15 protein-coding genes and 1 tRNA gene are annotated in these 17,661 nt (G+C 74.3%); 9 read left to right on the forward strand and 7 right to left on the reverse strand.

What is annotated here, in order from left to right:
- Nucleotides 1–2: 2 nt before the first annotated feature.
- The 7 genes from rho to QSJ60_RS13965 form a co-directional block, all read right to left on the reverse strand.
- Nucleotides 3–2,120 carry a transcription termination factor Rho gene (gene rho / locus QSJ60_RS13935; RefSeq protein ID WP_285463968.1) on the reverse strand — a complete coding sequence of 706 codons (2,118 nt, stop codon included), beginning with the start codon at nt 2,118–2,120 and terminating at the stop codon, nt 3–5.
- A 259-nt stretch (nt 2,121–2,379) separates the two neighbouring features.
- Entirely contained in the window at nt 2,380–3,333 is a 954-nt protein-coding gene (thrB, locus tag QSJ60_RS13940; protein WP_285463969.1) for a homoserine kinase, read from the reverse strand.
- 8 nt (nt 3,334–3,341) lie between these two features.
- Entirely contained in the window at nt 3,342–4,439 is a 1,098-nt protein-coding gene (gene thrC, locus QSJ60_RS13945; protein WP_285463970.1) for a threonine synthase, read from the reverse strand.
- Entirely contained in the window at nt 4,436–5,746 is a 1,311-nt protein-coding gene (locus QSJ60_RS13950) for a homoserine dehydrogenase (RefSeq protein WP_285463971.1), read from the reverse strand. The genes thrC and QSJ60_RS13950 overlap by 4 nt, the downstream gene beginning before the upstream one ends.
- Nucleotides 5,743–7,176 (reverse strand): diaminopimelate decarboxylase, encoded by a 1,434-nt coding sequence (lysA, locus tag QSJ60_RS13955; protein WP_285463972.1) that lies wholly within the window; start codon nt 7,174–7,176, stop codon nt 5,743–5,745. Before lysA ends, QSJ60_RS13950 begins: the two co-directional genes overlap by 4 nt.
- 162 nt (nt 7,177–7,338) lie before the next feature.
- A complete protein-coding gene (locus tag QSJ60_RS13960) occupies nt 7,339–8,145 on the reverse strand; it encodes an LmeA family phospholipid-binding protein (RefSeq protein WP_230766103.1) in 807 nt (268 codons plus the stop codon).
- A gap of 10 nt (nt 8,146–8,155) precedes the next feature.
- The gene (locus QSJ60_RS13965) at nt 8,156–9,829 is read right to left on the reverse strand and encodes an arginine--tRNA ligase (RefSeq protein ID WP_285463973.1); all 1,674 of its coding nucleotides are present in this window, start codon (nt 9,827–9,829) and stop codon (nt 8,156–8,158) included.
- Nucleotides 9,830–9,868: 39 nt separating this feature from the next.
- Between QSJ60_RS13965 and QSJ60_RS13970 the strand changes: the two genes are divergently transcribed.
- The 9 genes from QSJ60_RS13970 to QSJ60_RS14010 all read left to right on the forward strand — a co-directional run bounded on the left by QSJ60_RS13970 (nt 9,869) and on the right by QSJ60_RS14010 (nt 17,591).
- A complete protein-coding gene (locus tag QSJ60_RS13970; RefSeq protein WP_285463974.1) occupies nt 9,869–10,495 on the forward strand; it encodes an iron ABC transporter ATP-binding protein in 627 nt (208 codons plus the stop codon).
- Between the two features lie 38 nt (nt 10,496–10,533).
- Nucleotides 10,534–11,727, forward strand: coding sequence for an ROK family transcriptional regulator (locus QSJ60_RS13975; protein WP_285463975.1), 1,194 nt, complete (start codon nt 10,534–10,536; stop codon nt 11,725–11,727).
- Nucleotides 11,728–11,777: 50 nt separating this feature from the next.
- Nucleotides 11,778–11,850, forward strand: a tRNA-Arg gene (locus QSJ60_RS13980).
- Between the two features lie 120 nt (nt 11,851–11,970).
- Nucleotides 11,971–12,501: a sigma-70 family RNA polymerase sigma factor gene (locus tag QSJ60_RS13985; protein WP_229781783.1), complete on the forward strand. Its 531-nt coding sequence runs from the start codon at nt 11,971–11,973 to the stop codon at nt 12,499–12,501.
- The gene (locus QSJ60_RS13990) at nt 12,488–13,291 is read left to right on the forward strand and encodes a hypothetical protein (protein ID WP_285463976.1); all 804 of its coding nucleotides are present in this window, start codon (nt 12,488–12,490) and stop codon (nt 13,289–13,291) included. The genes QSJ60_RS13985 and QSJ60_RS13990 overlap by 14 nt, the downstream gene beginning before the upstream one ends.
- Before the next feature lie 84 nt (nt 13,292–13,375).
- Nucleotides 13,376–15,403 (forward strand): TPM domain-containing protein, encoded by a 2,028-nt coding sequence (locus QSJ60_RS13995; protein WP_230766095.1) that lies wholly within the window; start codon nt 13,376–13,378, stop codon nt 15,401–15,403.
- Nucleotides 15,404–15,500: 97 nt separating this feature from the next.
- Nucleotides 15,501–16,235 (forward strand): PspA/IM30 family protein, encoded by a 735-nt coding sequence (locus QSJ60_RS14000; RefSeq protein ID WP_189086359.1) that lies wholly within the window; start codon nt 15,501–15,503, stop codon nt 16,233–16,235.
- Nucleotides 16,236–16,326: 91 nt separating this feature from the next.
- A complete protein-coding gene (locus QSJ60_RS14005; protein WP_285463977.1) occupies nt 16,327–17,178 on the forward strand; it encodes an arginase family protein in 852 nt (283 codons plus the stop codon).
- Nucleotides 17,175–17,591 (forward strand): Fe-S oxidoreductase, encoded by a 417-nt coding sequence (locus QSJ60_RS14010; protein ID WP_285463978.1) that lies wholly within the window; start codon nt 17,175–17,177, stop codon nt 17,589–17,591. Before QSJ60_RS14005 ends, QSJ60_RS14010 begins: the two co-directional genes overlap by 4 nt.
- Nucleotides 17,592–17,661: the final 70 nt, after the last annotated feature.

Consider the following 17,661-nt stretch of genomic DNA (forward strand, 5'->3'; position numbering starts at 1 on the left):
GATCAGCGGTGATCGGACTCGTTCGAGTGCCCGCCGACCGGGGCCGACTTCTGCATGAGGAGCAGGAACTCGGTGTTCGACTGGGTCTCCTTGAGGCGTCCGAGGACGGCCTCCAGCGCCTGCTGCGGCTCGAGGCCGGCGAGGGCGCGACGGAGCTTCCAGGTGATCTTCACCTCGTCGGGGCTGAGCAGCATCTCCTCGCGACGGGTCGACGACGCGTTCACGTCGACCGCTGGGAAGATGCGCTTGTCGGCCAGCTGGCGGCTGAGGCGCAGCTCGCTGTTGCCGGTGCCCTTGAACTCCTCGAAGATGACCTCGTCCATCTTCGAGCCGGTCTCGACGAGCGCGGTGGCGAGGATGGTGAGCGAGCCGCCGTTCTCGATGTTGCGCGCGGCGCCGAAGAAGCGCTTCGGCGGGTACAGCGCGGAGGCGTCGACGCCGCCGGACAGCACGCGGCCCGAGGTCGGCGCGGCGAGGTTGTACGCGCGGCCGAGACGGGTGATCGAGTCGAGCAGCACGACGACGTCGTGACCGAGCTCCACCAGGCGCTTCGCGCGCTCGATGGCGAGCTCGGCGACGGTGGTGTGGTCCTCGGCGGGGCGGTCGAAGGTCGAGGCGATGACCTCGCCCTTCACCGTGCGCTCCATGTCGGTGACCTCTTCGGGGCGCTCGTCGACGAGCACGACCATGAGGTGCACCTCGGGGTTGTTCTGCGAGATCGCGTTCGCGATCTGCTGCAGGACGATCGTCTTGCCGGCCTTCGGCGGCGCGACGATGAGGCCGCGCTGGCCCTTGCCGATCGGGGCGACGAGGTCGATGATGCGCTGGGTGAGCTTCGTCGGCTCGGTCTCGAGGCGCAGCCGGTCCTGCGGGTACAGCGGCGTGAGCTTCTGGAAGTCGACGCGCGCGGCCGCCTCCTCCGGGGTCTGCCCGTTGATCGAGTCGACCTTCACCAGCGCGTTGTACTTCTGGCGGCTGTTGCCCTCGCCGTCGCGCGGCTGCTTGATGGCGCCGACCACGGCGTCGCCCTTGCGCAGGTGGTACTTCTTCACCTGGCCGAGCGAGACGTAGACGTCGCTCGGGCCGGGCAGGTAGCCGGTGGTGCGCACGAAGGCGTAGTTGTCGAGCACGTCGAGGATGCCGGCGACGGGGATGAGCACGTCGTCGTCGAGGATCTCGGGCTCGACCTCGTCGCCCCCGCCGCCCTGGCCGCGGCGCTTGCGGTCGCGGTAGCGGCTGCGACGGCCGCCCTCGCCGTCCTGCTGCTGGTTCTGCTGGCCGCCCTGCTGGTTCTGCTGGCCCTGCTTGTCGCGGCCCTGGCCCTGCTTCTCGCCGCCCTTGTCGCCGTCGGCGGCCTTCTCGCCGTCGTGCTTGTCGTTCTTGCGCTCGGCGTTGCGGGCGTCGCCGTTGCGGCCGCCCGGCGACTTCTCGCCGTCGGCCTGGGACTCGCCACGGCCGTTCTGCTGCTTGTCGTCGGCGTTGCGCTCGCCGCCGCGGCGGCCGCGGCGACGGCCCTGCCGAGGCTCGGGGGCCTCGCCCGACTCGCCCTCGGCGGCGGCCGGACGCTGGCCGGCCTCGCCGGTGGCTGCCGCGAGCTCCTCGCGCACGGCGGCGCGGGCGGCCTCGCGGGCCGCCTCCTCGTCGGCGGGGACGAGCGGCACGCCGGCGCCGCCGCCGTTCACGTGCTGCACGGCGGCGGTGCCGCTGCTCGTCACGCGGCGCGACTGGCGGCCGCGACGCGCGGGCGCCTCGGCCTGGGCGGCGGGCGCCTCGGCGACGGGTGCCTCCGCGACCGGTGCGTCCGCCGGAGCGGATGCCTCGGCCGGGGCGGATGCCTCGGCGGCTGCCGGGGCCTCTTCCGCGGCGGGCGCCTCGGGCTCGACGGCGGGCGCCGCCTCGGCCGGGGCGACGTCCGCCGCTGCGGCCTCGGTCGGCACGTCGAGCTCGACGTTGCCGGCTGCCTGCTGCGCCTCGATGAGCTCGATCAGCTCGCCCTTGCGGCGCTTCGAGGCGCCGGCGATGCCGAGCGAGCCGGCGAGCTCGACGAGCTCGGCCACCTTGAGGCTCTTGAGTTCTGCGGTGCTGGCCGCGTTCTGGACGCGGTCGGTTCCGTTGGTCACTGGGGTATGTTCCTTTCCCCCGGCCGCGAGATTCGCGGGCTCGGAAGGGCTGGTCGCTCGACAGCGGGCGATCGATGCGCGCGGGGGCGCAGATCTGCGCAAGAGCGAGAGCAATGAATTGCCGGGAATCGCACCATGCGGCGACGGACGCGAACCGCGTGTCGGTCGTCGGGTGCGGGGTCGAGTCTAGCACCCGACCCCGCCCGGGGACGAACCGCGACGCGCCAATCCGTACGGAAGCGTCCGCCGGCCCGCCGAGTCAGGCCGCGTGGACGGTGGCGCCCTTGAAGTCGACCGCGAGCGGGAGCGCCTGCCAGGCGGTCTCCGCGCGCTCGGCGACGAGCGCGGCCGCCTCGGCGCGCTCGGCCGGGTCGCTCGCGAGCACGAGGATCGAGGGACCCGCGCCGGAGACGACGGCCGGATGCCCCGCAGCGCGGAGCGCCCGGATGAGGGCGTCGGTCTCGGGCATCGCCTGCGCGCGGTAGTTCTGGTGCAGCTTGTCCTCGGTGGCCGCGAGCAGCAGCTCGGGGCTCTGGATCAGCGCGGCCACGAGGAGCGCCGAGCGGGAGACGTTGAACACGGCGTCCTCGTGGGGCACCTGCTCGGGCTGCAGCGAACGCGCGAGCGCCGTCGACATCTCGTGCTCGGGCACGAGCACGAGCGGCGAGACGCCGCGGTGCACGATGAGCTTCTTGTGCCGCGGGCCCTCGGGCGTGGTCCACGCGATCGTGAGGCCGCCGAAGAGCGCGGGCGCGACGTTGTCCGGGTGGCCCTCGAGCTCGGTGGCGAGCTCGAGGAGGCGGTCGGCGTCGAACTCGACGATGCCGTCCAGCAGCCCCTTCGCGATCATCACGCCCGCGACGATCGCCGCCCCCGAGGAGCCGAGCCCGCGACCGTGCGGGATCGTGTTGCGCGCCACGAGCCGGATCGGCGGCAGGGCGTACCCCGCGCGGGCGAAGCTGTGCGCCGCGGCGCGCACGACGAGGTGCGAGTCGTCGAGCGGCACCTCGCCGGCGCCGACGCCGTGCACCTCGATCTCGAGCCCCCTGTCGATCACGCTGACCTCGAGCTCGTCGTACTGCGCGAGCGCGAGCCCGAGCGTGTCGAAGCCGGGGCCGAGGTTCGCCGAGGTGGCGGGCACCTTCACGAGGATCGAGCGTCCGGCGATGCCGGGGGCCTGAGCGAGCTCCTGCTCCGGCAGTGCTCCGGCCATCCCGCCGCTCACGCGCCGAGCCCCAGCAGCGAGGCGACCTGGGCGGTGTCGACGGGGACGACCACCGGCTGCTCCTCCGTGCCGTCGGCCCGGCGCACCGCCCACTGCGGGTCCTTCAGCCCATGGCCGGTGACCGTCAGCACGACGCGCGCGCCGGCCGGGATCTGCCCGGCCTCCGCGCGCTCGAGCAGACCGGCGACGGAGATCGCCGAGGCGGGCTCGACGAAGATGCCGACCTCGGCGGAGAGGATGCGCTGCGCCTCGAGGATGCGCTCGTCGGCGATCGCGCCGAAGTAGCCGTCGGTCTCGTCGCGCGCGGAGAGCGCGAGCTCCCACGAGGCCGGGTTGCCGATGCGGATGGCGCTCGCGATCGTCTCGGGGTCGCGCACGGGCTCGCCGCGGACGATCGGGGCCGAGCCGGCCGCCTGGAAGCCGAACATCCGAGGCATCCGCGTCGCGTTGCCAGCCTGGATGTCCTCGCGGTAGCCGCGCGTGTAGGCCGTGTAGTTGCCAGCGTTGCCGACCGGGACGAAGTGGAAGTCCGGCGCATCGCCGAGCACCTCGACGACCTCGAAGGCCGCCGTCTTCTGCCCCTCGATGCGGTCGTTGTTCACCGAGTTGACGAGGTGCACGGGGTGCACGTCGGCGAGCTCGCGGGCGATGTCGAGGCAGTCGTCGAAGGTGCCCTGCAGCTGGATGATGCGCGCGCCGTGCGCGACGGCCTGGCTGAGTTTGCCCATCGCGACCTTGCCCTCGGGCACGAGCACCGCCGCCGTGATGCCGGCGTGCGCCGCGTAGGCGGCCGCCGACGCCGAGGTGTTGCCCGTCGAGGCGCAGATGACGACCTCGGCGCCGCGCTCGACGGCCTTCGTGACGGCCATGGTCATGCCGCGGTCCTTGAACGAGCCGGTCGGGTTCATGCCCTCGAACTTCACCCAGACGTCGGCGCCGGTGCGGCGGCCGAGCGCGGGGGCCGGCAGGAGCGGCGTGCCGCCCTCGCCGAGCGTGACGATGGGGGTGGCGTCGGTGACGTCGAGCCTCGAGGCGTACTCGCGGATGACGCCGCGCCACTGGCGCGAGCCCGGCTTGGGGGTGGGCTGGTTCACTGGGCTCCTTCGACTCGGAGGACGGACGCGACGGACACGACGACCGGGCTCGCCGCGAGCGCGGCGACGGTCTGGGCGAGGGCGCCCTCACTGGCCTCGTGCGTGCCGATGACCAGCGTAGCCCGGCCGGAGACCTCGTCCACGGTCTGCTCGAGCTGCTCGACCGAGACGCCGTGGTCGGCGAAGACGTGCGCGATGGTGGCGAGCACGCCCGGCTCGTCGGCGACCTCGAGCGTGATGGCGTAGCGGGTCGTGATGCGGTCGATCGGCAGCACCGGCAGGGCGGCGTGCGTCGACTCCGCGGTGCCCGGACCGCCGATGACGTGGCGGCGGGCGATCGCGACGAGGTCGCCGAGCACGGCCGACGCCGTCTGCACGCCGCCGGCGCCCGCGCCGTAGAACATCAGCGGGCCGGCGGCGGCGGCCTCCACGAAGACCGCGTTGTTCGCGCCGTGCACGGCGGCGAGCGGGTGGCTGCGGGGCACGAGCGCCGGGTAGACGCGGGCCGAGACGCCCTCCTCGCCGCTCGCGGCATCCGCGATCCGCTCGCAGATCGCGAGCAGCTTGACGACGTAGCCGGCCTTCCTGGCGGACTCGACCTGCTCCGCGCTCACCTGCGTGATGCCCTCGCGGTGCACGTCCTCGATCGGGACGTTCGTGTGGAACGCGAGACTCGCGAGGATCGCGGCCTTCTGCGCGGCGTCGTAGCCGCCGATGTCGGCGGTCGGGTCGGCCTCGGCGTAGCCGAGCTCCGTCGCGGTCGCGAGCGCGTCCTCGAGGGAGGCGCCCGTGGTGTCCATGCGGTCGAGGATGAAGTTCGTGGTGCCGTTCACGATGCCGAGGATGCGCTCGACCCGGTCGCCGGCGAGCGAGTCGCGCAGCGGACGGATGATCGGGATGGCCCCGCCGACGGCGGCCTCGTAGGAGAGCTGCGCCCCGACCTGCTCGGCCGCGGCGAAGAGCTCGGGGCCGTGCGCGGCGATGAGCGCCTTGTTGCCGGTCACGACGTCGGCCCCCGAGCCGATCGCCTGCAGCACGAGGGTGCGGGCCGGCTCGATGCCGCCCATCAGCTCGATGACGACGTCGGCGCCGAGGATGAGCGTCTCCGCGTCGGTCGTGAGGAGCTCGCGGGGCAGCTCGACGTCGCGCCGCGCATCGACGTCGCGGACGGCCACGCCGACGAGCTCGAGCCGCGCGCCGATGCGCTGGGCCAGCTCGTCACAGTGCTCGAGCAGGAGCCTCGCGACCTGCGATCCGACCGACCCGGCGCCCAGGAGTGCGACGCGGATGGAGCGGTACTCGATCATTCTGAGGTCCCTTCGGCTGGGGTGGAGACGGCGTCCGAGGTTCCGGATGCCTCGTGCCCGACGTCGCGGGCGAGGAGATCGGCGATGGTCTCGCCGCGGACGATGACCCGCGCGGCGCCCTGATCGACGGCGACGACCGCCGGGCGGGGCACGTGGTTGTAGTTGCTCGACAGCGACCAGCAGTACGCGCCCGTCGCGGCGACCGCGACGAGGTCGCCGGGGCCCACGTCGTGCGGCAGGTACTCGCGGTCGACCACGATGTCGCCGGCCTCGCAGTGCTTGCCCGCGATGCGGACGAGGGCGGCGGGCTCCGCCGAGCTGCGGGAGGCGAGCCGGGCCGAGTAGTCGGCCCCGTACAGCGCGAAGCGCGCGTTGTCGCTCATGCCGCCGTCGACGGAGACGTAGTGCCGCCAGCCCTCCTCGGTCGGCACGGGCTTCACCGTGCCGACGCGGTAGAGGGTGATGCCCGCAGGGCCCACGATGGTGCGGCCGGGCTCGAAGGCGAGCTTCGGAACGGGGATGCCGAGGGCGCGGCAGCCCTCGGCCACCGCGTCGGCGATGCCGTCGGCGATGCGCTCGATGGGCGCCGGGTCGTCGGCGGCGGTGTAGGCGATGCCGAAACCGCCGCCGAGGTTCAGCTCGGGCACGGGCCCCGTCGCCAGCAGCGCGGCGTGCTCGGCGAGGAGCCGAGCCGCCGACTCGGCGAAGCCGGCCGCGTCGAAGATCTGCGAGCCGATGTGGCAGTGCAGGCCCAGGAACTCGAGCGAGGGGTGCGAGCGGATGCGCTCGCCGAGCTCCACGGCGCGGCCCAGCGTGACGCCGAACTTCTGGTCCTCGTGTGCGGTGGCGAGGAACTCGTGCGTCGAGGCGTGCACGCCGCTGTTCACGCGGAGTCGCACGCGCTGCACGCGGCCGGCGGCGGCCGCCGCCCGGGCGACCCGCTCGATCTCGATCTCGCTGTCGATGATGAGGGCGCCGACGCCGGCCTCGACCGCGGCGGCGATCTCGGCCTCCGACTTGTTGTTGCCGTGGAAGCCGAGTCGCGCGGGATCGGCCCCCGCGGCGAGCGCGACGGCGAGCTCCCCGCCCGAGCAGACGTCGACGGCGAGGCCGGACTCGGTCACCCAGCGGACGATCGCGGTGGAGAGGAACGCCTTGCCCGCGTAGTACACGGTCGCCTCGGTGCCGATGCGGCGCGCGGCGGCCTCGAACGCGCTGCGGGTGCGGGCGGCCCTGGCTCGTACCTCGCCCTCGTCGAGCACGTAGAGCGGGGTGCCGAAGCGGGCCGCGAGGGTCTCCGCGTCGACGCCGCCGACGACGAGCCGGCCGGCCTCGTCGCGGGTCGCGCTCGCGGGCCAGACGCCCTCGACGAGCGCGTTGGGGTCCGCGGGCACCTCGAGGGTGCGGCGGTCTGCTGCGTGTCCTGCCACGTACGAACCTCACGGGATGCGGGAGCTGGGGGTGCTGCGCGGCGAGCGAACCCGGATTGGTCCCTGAAGCCAGTCGGCGTCATCCGCCTCGGCGGATCATCGCGAGTCTATCGACGGAGCGGGAGCCGCTGAAATTCATGACGGCGCCCCGAAACGTGTGGTTCAGTCGCAGCTGCCGGTCGCCGACAGGCTCGCCCCGTCGAGCGTGAAGCGCTCCGCGCCGAGCCACGCCGTCGCCGTGCCCGGCTCGACCCGGATGCGCTCGGCCCGGAGCCCCTGCGGCAGGTACTGCGCGACGCAGACCGCGATCGGCTCCTGGCCGAGCAGCCGTTCCACGAGGCCGGAGACGTCGATGCTGCCGCCGAGGGCGCCCACCGAGACGTCGACGGGCGTCAGCAGCACCTCGTCGCCGGCCGCCTCCGGACGGGCGCTCGCCGTGTAGTCGACCGCGAGGCCGAGCAGTTCGGCCTGACCGGCGTAGCCGACCGTGCCGTCGCCGAGCTCGACCGTGCCCACCGCGGCGGCGCTGCCCGATTCGGCGATGAGCGTGTTCAGCGCCTCCTGGCCGATCGTGACGCGCGCCGAGAGCCGGCCGACGGGTTCGGCGAGGTCGACGGGCACGCCGTGCAGGGTGACGTCGACGGCCACGGGCGCGCCGCGGACCTCGAGCGCGGGAGCGGAGAGCTCGACCTCGTCCATGCGCCCCGAGAGGTACTGGGCGATGACGGAGAAGCCCCCGATGCGCACGTCGACGTCGCCCTGCACGCGCTCGGGCAGCTTCTGCTGGATCTGCGCCGCCACCTGCTGCTGGGCGATGCCGCGGGCGATGCCGTCGGCGACGACCGCGGCCACGCCGAGCACGACGACCACCACGAGCACGATGACGAGGGCGCGCAGCCCGCGCCGCTTCCGCCTCGGCTCCCGGGCTCCGGGCGCCGGGTCGATGGGCACGGTCGCGGCCTCGCTCATCGCGCCGCCGTCACATCCGCTCGGGCGCCGAGACGCCGAGGAGGTCGAGGCCGTTGCGCAGCACCTGGCCGGAGGCGTCGTTCAGCCAGAGCCGGGTGCGGTGCAATGCGCCGACCGGCTCCTCGCCGAGGGGCAGCACGCGGCAGTTGTCGTACCAGCGGTGGTAGAGCCCCGCGAGCTCCTCGAGGTACCGGGCGACGCGGTGCGGCTCGCGCAGCTCCGCGGCCTGCGCCACGACCCGCGGGAACTCCTGCAGGGCGCCGAGCAGCGCCGATTCGGTCTCGTGCTCGAGCAGCTCCGGGGCGAACTCCGAACGGTCGACGCCGGAGGCGGCCGCGTTCCGCGCGACGGCCGCGGTGCGGGCGTGGGCGTACTGCACGTAGAAGACGGGGTTGTCGTTGGTGCGGCGCTTCAGCACCTCGGGGTCGATCGCGATCGGCGAGTCGGCCGGGTAGCGCGCGAGCGTGTACCGCAGCGCGTCGGTGCCGAGCCAGGCCTGCAGGTCGTCGAGCTCGATGATGTTGCCGGCGCGCTTGGACAGCCGCGCGCCGTTGACCGAGACGAGCTGGCCGATGAGGATCTCGATGTCGCGCTCGGGATCCTCGCCCGCGGCGCCCGCGACGGCCTTGAGCCGGTGCACGTAGCCGTGGTGGTCGGCGCCGAGCAGGTACATCTTGTGCTCGAAGCCGCGGTCGCCCTTGTCGAGGTAGTAGGCCGCGTCGGCGGCGAAGTAGGTCGGCACGCCGTTCGAGCGGCAGAACACGCGGTCTTTGTCGTCGCCGAAATCGGTCGTCTTCACCCAGATCGCGTCGTCGGCCTCGTAGACGTGCCCTTGGGCGCGCAGCCGCTCGAGGGCGGCGTCGATCGCCGAGACGCCGTGCTCGTCCTTCTGGTGCAGCCGGCGCTCGCTCGTCCACACGTCGAAGTGCACGTTGAAGCGGTCGAGGGAGGCCTGGATCTCGGCCAGCTGGTGCTCGTAGGCGATCTCGCGGGCGGTGTGCAGCGCGGTCGCGTCGTCGAGTTCGCCGAGCTTCGGCTCGCGCTCGAGCACGACCTTCGCGAGGTCGGCGATGTACTGGCCGGGGTAGCCGCCCTCCGGCGTCGGCTCGCCCTTCGCCGCCGCGAGCACCGAAGCGCCGAAGTTGTCCATCTGGTTGCCGGCGTCGTTGATGTAGTACTCGTTCGCGACCTCGGCGCCCGCGGCGCGCAGCACCCGGCTGATCGAGTCGCCGAGCGCCGCCCAGCGGGTGTGGCCGATGTGCAGCGGGCCGGTGGGGTTCGCCGAGACGAACTCCATGTTGATCACCCGGCCGGCCTGGCTCGTGCCGTGGCCGTAGTCGGCGCCCGCGTCGACGATCGTCTTCGCGAGCGCACCGGCGGCGGCCGCATCGAGGCGGATGTTGATGAAGCCGGGACCGGCGACCTCGGCGCTCGCGACGCCGTCGAGCTCGGCGAGGCCCGCGGCGAGCTCGGTCGCGACCTCGCGGGGGTTCGCGCCGAGCGGCTTCGCGATGCGCAGCGCCACGCTCGAGGCCCAGTCGCCGTGCTCGCGCAGCTTCGGCCGCTCGAGCACGATCTGCTCGGGCGTGACGCTCAGCTCGAGCTCCGCGCCCGCCGCGCGACGTCGCTCCACGAGGGCGGCGACGAGGTCGGACAGGGCATGCGAAAGATCGGCTGGAGTCACGCACGAATCCTATCGTTCGCGATTGATAGGGTTCCTCCCATGTCGCGCACGCTCCGCTCCCCCGCCATCCGGTCCCGCACGGCCGTGGCCGCCGCCTTCGTCGCCGCCGCGGCGGTCGCCGCCCTCGCCGGCTGCGCGGGCGACGCCCCAGCGCCGAGCGGGTCGCCGAGTTCGACGCCGACCGCGACGGACGCGGCTCCGAGCGAGTCGCCGACGCCCACCGCCACGGAGACGCCGACGCCGTTCGCCGCCGACTGCGACACCCTCATCACCGCCGAGCAGATCTACGCCTTCAACCCGAACTTCGGCCTGCAGGACGGCTTCGAGCCGAGCTCGGCCGACGTCACCGCGACGGTCGACGCCGGCGGCACCGCCTGCGGCTGGCTGAACCAGACGAGCGGAGACCCGATCCAGCTCGGCGTGGCGACCCCCGCGCCCTCCGCCCTGGAATCGGCCCGCAACCAGGCCGCCTCCTCGTCGAACGCCGTCCCCACCTACGGCACCCCGCCCGCGGTCGAGGGCTACTTCCGCCAGTCGGGCAACTCCGGCGAGGCGCAGATCTTCACCGAGTCCGGCTACTGGATCGTCATCGAGTCGAGCGCGCTCTTCGAGCCGGGCGACGCCCAGCAGCTCGTCGAGGCGGTGCTGTCGAACCTGCCGGCGTGACGTCGGGCCCCGACCGGGTCGGACGGAGAGGAGCGAGGATGGCGGCGCGATCTGCCAAGGGCACGCCATCGTGGCTCGGCGCGGTCAACGACCGGGTCGGGCTCTCCGCGCTGCTCGACCACGGCCCGCTCACCCGCAACCGGATCTGCGAGATCGTCGGCGTCTCGAAGCCCACGGCGTCGCTCATGATGACCCGGCTGCTGGCCGCCGGCGTCATCGAGGAGCGCGGCACCGTCGCGGGCTCCCCCGGCCGCAACGCCGCGCTGTACGCGGCGCGCATCGACCGGCCCCTCGGCGTGGCCGTCGACCTCGACGCCGCCGAGCTCCGGGCGACCGTCGTCGACGCGGTTGGCACGGAGCACCCGGTCGCGCGCTTCGCCCTCCCCGCCGCGGTCGCCGACCGCGACGCCGTCGCGGAGATCCGCCGCGCCATCGCCGACGCGAGCGCGGCGTCGGGCACGGACCCCGAGGCCGTGCACACCGTCGTGATCGGCACGGCCGGCTACGTCGACCCCGGCGAGGAGGGCACGCTCTTCACCGAGACGCTGCCCGGCTGGCCGGTGCGCCGCGTGCGGGCGACGCTCGAAGCCGCCCTCGGCCGCACGGTGTTCATCGAGAACGACGTGAACCTGGCGGCCGTCGCGGAACGCGACTCGGGCGCGGGGGTGGACGGCGAGGTGTTCGCGCTCGTCTGGCTCGGCAACGGCGTCGGCGCCTCCTTCGACGTGGCCGGCGACCTGCACCGCGGCAGCTTCGGCGGCGCCGGCGAGATCGGCTTCCTGCCACTGTCTGCCGAGGCGCGCGCGATGGACCCCGACGCCCAGACGGTGCAGGACCTCGTCGGCGGCCGCGCCGTGGAGCGCTTCGTGCGCGCCGAGGGGCTCCCCGCCGGCGATCATCCGACCGCCCTCGCCGCCCTCGCCGCGGCCTCGCCCGAGGTCCGCGCCCGGTTCACCGCCGAGTTCGGCGAGCGGATCGCGCACGCGGTCCTGCCGCTGCTCGCCACGCTCGATCCCCGCCAGCTCGTGCTCGCCGGCCCCGTCGCGGCGATCGGCGGCGACGAGCTCGCGGCTGTGGTGCAGGCGGCGGTCCGCCGGATCAGCCGCTGGTACCCGGAGGTCGTGGCGACCGAGGTGCGCGACGTGCCGGTGCTCCGCGGCGCGCGCACCTACCTGCGCGCGAAGGTGCGGGAGGACCTGCTCGACACCGTCGCGAGCCTCGTCGTGCACTGATCGCCGCGTTCGGCGCGCCCCTCGCGGGGTGCTACTGTTGACAGCTGTGCGCCTCCGTAGCTCAGGGGATAGAGCGCCGGTTTCCGGTACCGTAGGTCGGGGGTTCGAATCCCTCCGGGGGCACGAGTTCGAATGGCGCGGGACGCGGGTCCCGCGCCATTCGCGTCTCCACCCCCAACCGATCGGCCGACTCCTTCGTCTGTATGGGTGACGGCGGATCGTCCGTCGTCGGGAGGAACGAACGTGGCGAGCGAGTGGGATCGGGTCGCCGAGCGGCTCGTCGCCGAACGCGGCGACGCCCTCGTGCGGTACGCCTACCTGCTCTGCGGTGATCGCGACGAGGCCGCCGACCTCGTGCAGGACGCCCTCGTCCGCACCTTCGGTCGGCCGCGCCGTTCGCTCGAGCTGCCGAGAGCCGAGGCGTACGTGCGCCGGGCCGTCCTGAACCTCGTCATCGACCGCGCCAGGCGGCGGGACACCTGGCGGCGGGTCAGGCACCTCGCCGTCGAGCCCGAGCGGCCGGTCGCCGCCGCCGAGGCGGTGGACGAGCGGATCGATCTCGCCGAGCGGCTCCGCGCGCTCTCGCCGCGGCAGTCCGCGTGCCTGGTGCTGCGCTACTACGAGGACCTGCCGGTCGCCGAGATCGCCCGCGTCCTCGGCATCGCGCAGGGCTCGGTGAAGCGGTACCTGAGCGACGGGCTGCGGGCGCTCTCCTCGAGCATGATCACGGCCGAGCCGGCCGTGGGAACGGGAGGCGGAGATGTCCAGCCCTGATCCGGAGGAGCTGCGCCGGGCGCTGCGAGCGGATGCCTCGAACGCCGACGGCGCCCGCCTCGACGTCGACGGCGTGCTCGCGCGCAGCCGGCGCGAGCGCCGACGCCGGCGCACCGCCGTCGTGACGGGCGCGGCATCCGCGCTCGCCGTGCTCGCGATCGGCAGCGCGGTCGCCCTCACCGGCGGCTTCGGCGCGAACACGGCCTCGACGACGGCCGACGCCCCCGCGAGCAGCTCGACGGAGGCCGACGGCGACGCCGGGTCGCCCTCGCTGCCCGCGACGGGCGTCGCTCCGGCGGACGAGCCGCCGCAGGAGGAGCTGGCGCTGCGCCCGATCGACCGGCTGAACCCGTGCGGGACGCCCCCGGCCGCGGCGAACTCGCCCACGGACGACGGCCTCGCGATCGCGATCTCGGCGGTCCCGGCGCTCGAGCCCGACGGTACCGGGCTGGCCACCGTGACGCTCAGCAACACCGGCGACGCCCCGTACCGCGGCGAGCTCTTCGCGGGGCCGGCGCTGACGATCGCCGACGGCGTGACCCGGTGGCACACGAGCGGACTCGAGGCGGTGCGGATCCCGCTCGTGCTCGACCCCGGCGAGTCCGTCGAGTTCTCCGCGCCGGTGCGCGCCGCGCGCTGCGACGACGACGCGGCGCTCGCCGCACCGGACGCCCTCCCCGCGCTCGCGCCCGGGTCGTACGCGCTGAGTGCCGCCGTCGCGATCGCCGCCCCCGGTGCCGCGCTCGGCATCCCGCTCGTCTCCGAGGCGGTGCAGCTGACCGTCCGCTGAACGCCGCCCGCTCCGGTGGCGCCGGTTCGGGGGCGGGACATAGACTCTGGAGCGTCTGGTCCCGGGGCGGAGGGCTGCTGGTACATGTCGAAGCGACGTCTGGGTTCGATGCTGCTGGCGCTCGGCGCCGTCATCGCCGCGGTGGCCGTGCCGACCGGCATCGCGCACGCGGAGGATCCGGTCGCCTTCGGCAGCTCCCCCGTCGTCGATCAGGCCGGGGTGCTCGGCGATCAGCTCGCCTCCGTCGAGCAGTCCCTCGCCGACGCCGGCGAGCGCAGCGGCCGCCAGCTCTACGTGGCCTACGTCGACGAGTTCACGAACCCCTCGTCCGCCGTCGAATGGGCGGCGGACACCGCGGTCGGCGCGAACATGGGCGCCGAGGACTACCTCCTCGCCGTCGCGGTCGACGGCCGTGCCTACTACCTCTCGGCCGACCAGAACGCCTCGCTCTCCGACGCCGAGCTCGATCGGATCAGCTCCGAGATCATCGAGCCCCGGCTCCGCGACGGCGACTGGGCCGGCGCCGCCACCGCCGCGGCGGATGCGATCGCCGGCGGCAGCGGCGCGGGCGTCGGCGGGTGGGGGTGGCTCATCGCCCTCCTCCTCGTGGCGGCCGTCGTGGTCGTCATCGTGCTCGTCGTCCGCGCACGCCGCCGTCGCGGCGCCGCGTCCGCCGGCCCGGCCGGCCCTCCGCCGCCGTCGCTCGACGAGCTGCGCCGCACGGCGGGCGGCGCGCTCGTGCAGATCGACGACGCCCTGAAGACGAGCGAGGAGGAGCTCGGCTTCGCGGTCGCCTCCTACGGCGACGAGGCCACCGCACCGTTCCGCGAGGCGCTCACCGCGGCGAAGGGCAAGGTGCGGGAGGCGTTCGCGATCCAGCAGCAGCTCGACGACGAGGTCCCGGACACCGACGAACAGCGCCGCGAGTGGTACTCGATGATCATCAGGGTGACGGGCGAGGCGGACGCGCTGCTCGACGCGCAGGCCGAGCGCTTCGACGCCCTCCGCGAGCTCGAGCGCACCGCCCCCGAGGCACTCGCCCGGCTGCGCCAGACGGCCGCGGTGGTCGAGACGAACGCAGCGCCGGCCGCCGCCCGGCTGGCCTCGCTCCAGGCCCAGTACGCGCCGTCGGCGCTCGCGGCGATCGCCGACAACCCGGCGCAGGCCAGGGCCCGCCTCGACTTCGCCCGCGAGTCGATGGCCGAGGCCGACGCGGCGCTCGCCCGGGGCGAGCAGGGTCCCGCGGCCGTCGAGATCCGGGCCGCCGAGGAGGCCGTCGACCAGGCGAAGCTGCTCGCGGCCGCGGTGGAGCGGCTCGCGGCCGAGCTCGCCGCGGCCGATGCGGCGATCGCCGCCGGTGCCGCCGACCTCGAGCAGGACGTGCAGACCGCCCGCGCGATGCCGGGCGGCGAGCTCGCCGCACTCGCCGAGCAGACCGCCGCCGAGGCCGCCGCGCTGCGCGGCGCGCTCGCGACGACCCCTCGCGATCCGCTCGCGCTGCAGGCTCGGCTCGCGCAGGCGAACGGCGCCATCGACCAGGCGATCGCCGGGGCGCGCGATGCCGCCGAACGCGCCCAGCGCGCCGCGGCCCAGCTGCAGCGCACCCTCGCCGCCGCTTCGGCGAAGGCGCAGACGGCGGAGGACTACATCGTCGCGCGCCGCGGCGCGATCGGCCCCGAGGCCCGCACCAGGGTCGCCGAGGCCCGCCGGCTCGTCTCGGAGGCCGGCACGCAGGCGTCCGGCGACCCCGTCGCGGCGCTCGCCACCGCGCAGCAGGCCGAGCGCCTCGCCGACGAGGCGATCTCGCTCGCCCGCACCGACGTCGGCGGCTTCGGTGGCGGCGGGTACGGCGCGGGCTACGGCGGCGGTGCGGCCCCGGCCGGTCGCAGCTCCGGCGGCGATCTCTTCGGCGCGGTGCTCGGCGGCATCCTCATCGACAACCTGCTCGGCGGCGGGGGCGGCGGTCGGCGATCGGGCGGCGGCTGGGGCGGCGGCTCCAGCTCCTCCGGGGGCTTCGGCGGATTCGGCGGCGGCAGCTCCGGGCGCCGTTCCGCCGGCAGCTTCGGCGGCTCAGGCACGCGATCCCGCCGCGGGAGCGGAGGCCGATTCTGATCCGCACCGCCCGCCCCAGACTCGCCGGCACCGGCCGGCTCGACGACCCGAGGGATGCCGACGGCATCCGCTGACCCGCCACAGGAAAGGAACCGCCATGGTCAAACAGTCCATCTTCGGTCGCATCTCGCAGCTCGTCCGCGCGAACATCAACGCGCTCCTCGACGAGGCCGAAGACCCGCAGAAGATGCTCGATCAGATGGTGCGCGACTACACGAACTCCATCGCCGACGCCGAGGCCGCCATCGCGGAGACCATCGGCAACCTGCGCCTGCTCGAAGACGACCACCGCGAAGACGTCGACGCGGCCAAGGAGTGGGGCGACAAGGCGCTCGCCGCGAGCCGCAAGGCCGACGAGCTGCGCGCCGCCGGCGACGCCGCCGGGGCCGACAAGTTCGACAACCTCGCGAAGGTCGCCCTCAGCCGGCAGATCTCCTCCGAGAACGAGGCGAAGGCCGCCGAGCCGCAGATCGCCGCGCAGACCGAGGTCGTCGACAAGCTGAAGGCCGGCCTGAACGGCATGAAGCAGAAGCTCGTCGAGCTGCAGAACAAGCGCAACGAGCTCGTCGCCCGGGCGAAGACCGCCCAGGCGCAGCGCCAGGTGCAGGACGCCGTCAAGTCGATCGACATCCTCGACCCGACGAGCGACCTCGGCCGCTTCGAGCAGAAGATCCGCCGCGAGGAGGCGCTCGTCCGCGGTCAGGCCGAGATCGCCGCGTCAAGCCTCGACGCCCAGTTCAACGAGCTCGACGACCTCGGCGAGCTCACTGAGGTCGACGCGCGGCTCGCCGCGCTGAAGGCCGGCGGCAGCCAGGGCGCGATCGGCGGCTGAGCGCGCGCACCCCAGTCGGATGCCCCGGGCGGACGCCCGGGGCATCCGCCGTTCTCCCCCGATCGCCCGTGGAGGGGCGATACTGGAGACCATGCCGGCCACCTTCGTCGTCGTCCCCCTCTGGCAGGGTTCCGTCTCCGCTCGCGCGATGAGCCACGTCGACGGAGCCGAGGCGATCCGCGGCGATCTGCCCTCCGCCGCGACGCTCACCGTCGAGGTGCCCGTCGAGGCCGGCGAGGCGCTCGGCACCGGCATCCAGCGGTACAGCACGATCCGTCGCGTGCGCGAAGCCGCTGCGGCGGTGCTCGAGCAGGTGCCCGACTGGGCGCTCACGATCGGCGGCGACTGCGGGGCCTCGCTCGCCGCGGTGGGGCACGCCTCGGCGCGCGGCGAGGGCGAGCTCGCCGTGCTGTGGCTCGACGCCCACCCCGACCTGAACACGCCGGACACCTCGCCGTCCGGCGGCTTCGGGGGCATGACGCTCCGCGCCATCGCCGGGGAGGGGGCCGAGGGGCTGAAGCTCGACGAGTCGCAGCGCGTCCCGCCCGAGCGCATCGTGCTCGGCGGCGCGCGCGCCTTCGACGACGAGGAACGCCGCTACATCGACGAGCACGGCGTGCAGACGCTCACCGTCGAAGACCTCTCCGACCCGACCGTCGTGGTCGGCGCGCTCGAGGCGACGGGCGCGAGCCGCGTGTTCGTGCACATCGACCTCGACGTGCTCGACCCCTCCGCGCTCACCGGGCTCTCCTACCCGCTGCCGTTCGGCGTCGACGCCGCGACGCTCGCCGCGACCCTCCGCGCCGTCGTCGCGCGCTTCCCGATCGCGGGCGCCGCGATCGCGGGCTTCGCGCCGGGGTCACCGCTCGCCGCGGAGGACGACCTGCCGACCATCCTCCGCCTCGTCGCCGCGCTCACCTCGGCCGAGCGGGGCGAGGCGTGACGGGCGGCGTCCGCGGCGTCCCCGACCGGGAGCCGCGCCGCGTCGTGCTGCGCCTCACCGACTCGCCCGTGAGCCGCGCCGGCTACTGGTGGGCCACCGCCGTCGGCTTCGTCTGGGGCTCGCTGTGGAGCACCGGGCGCGTCGAGCGGCGCGACGGGCTCTGGATCTTCCAGGGGATGCCGAAGTGGACCTTCGGCCGCGGCGGCTCCTGCGTCGGCGGCTGCTATCTCACCGACCGCAACGTCGGGCCGCGCGTGCTCGTGCACGAGGCCGTGCACCGGCAGCAGTGGCGGAAGTACGGGATGCTCTTCCCGCTGCTGTACTTCCTGGCCGGCCGCGATCCGCTGAAGAACCGCTTCGAGATCGAGGCCGGGCTCGAGGACGGCGGCTACCTCCCCCGCCGCCGCCCCTGAGCCGCGTCGGCGCTCCCATTCGGCGAGCCCCTTCGACGAGCTCCCCTTCGACGAGCTCCCCTTCGACGAG

Origin of the sequence: Agromyces sp. NBRC 114283 (assembly GCF_030268405.1) — a bacterium.
In the GTDB taxonomy this organism is placed as follows: Bacteria; Actinomycetota; Actinomycetes; order Actinomycetales; family Microbacteriaceae; genus Agromyces; species Agromyces mediolanus.

Excerpts from the sequence above, each read along its gene's own strand:
- thrB (WP_285463969.1), bottom strand. The coding sequence starts at position 3,333 with ATGGCCGGAGCACTGCCGGAGCAGGAGCTCGCTCAGGCCCCCGGCATC.
- QSJ60_RS13950 (WP_285463971.1), bottom strand. The coding sequence starts at position 5,746 with ATGATCGAGTACCGCTCCATCCGCGTCGCACTCCTGGGCGCCGGGTCG.
- QSJ60_RS13960 (WP_230766103.1), bottom strand. The coding sequence starts at position 8,145 with ATGAGCGAGGCCGCGACCGTGCCCATCGACCCGGCGCCCGGAGCCCGG.
- QSJ60_RS13970 (WP_285463974.1), top strand. The coding sequence starts at position 9,869 with ATGTCGCGCACGCTCCGCTCCCCCGCCATCCGGTCCCGCACGGCCGTG.
- QSJ60_RS13975 (WP_285463975.1), top strand. The coding sequence starts at position 10,534 with ATGGCGGCGCGATCTGCCAAGGGCACGCCATCGTGGCTCGGCGCGGTC.
- QSJ60_RS13990 (WP_285463976.1), top strand. The coding sequence starts at position 12,488 with ATGTCCAGCCCTGATCCGGAGGAGCTGCGCCGGGCGCTGCGAGCGGAT.
- QSJ60_RS13995 (WP_230766095.1), top strand. The coding sequence starts at position 13,376 with ATGTCGAAGCGACGTCTGGGTTCGATGCTGCTGGCGCTCGGCGCCGTC.
- QSJ60_RS14000 (WP_189086359.1), top strand. The coding sequence starts at position 15,501 with ATGGTCAAACAGTCCATCTTCGGTCGCATCTCGCAGCTCGTCCGCGCG.
- QSJ60_RS14005 (WP_285463977.1), top strand. The coding sequence starts at position 16,327 with ATGCCGGCCACCTTCGTCGTCGTCCCCCTCTGGCAGGGTTCCGTCTCC.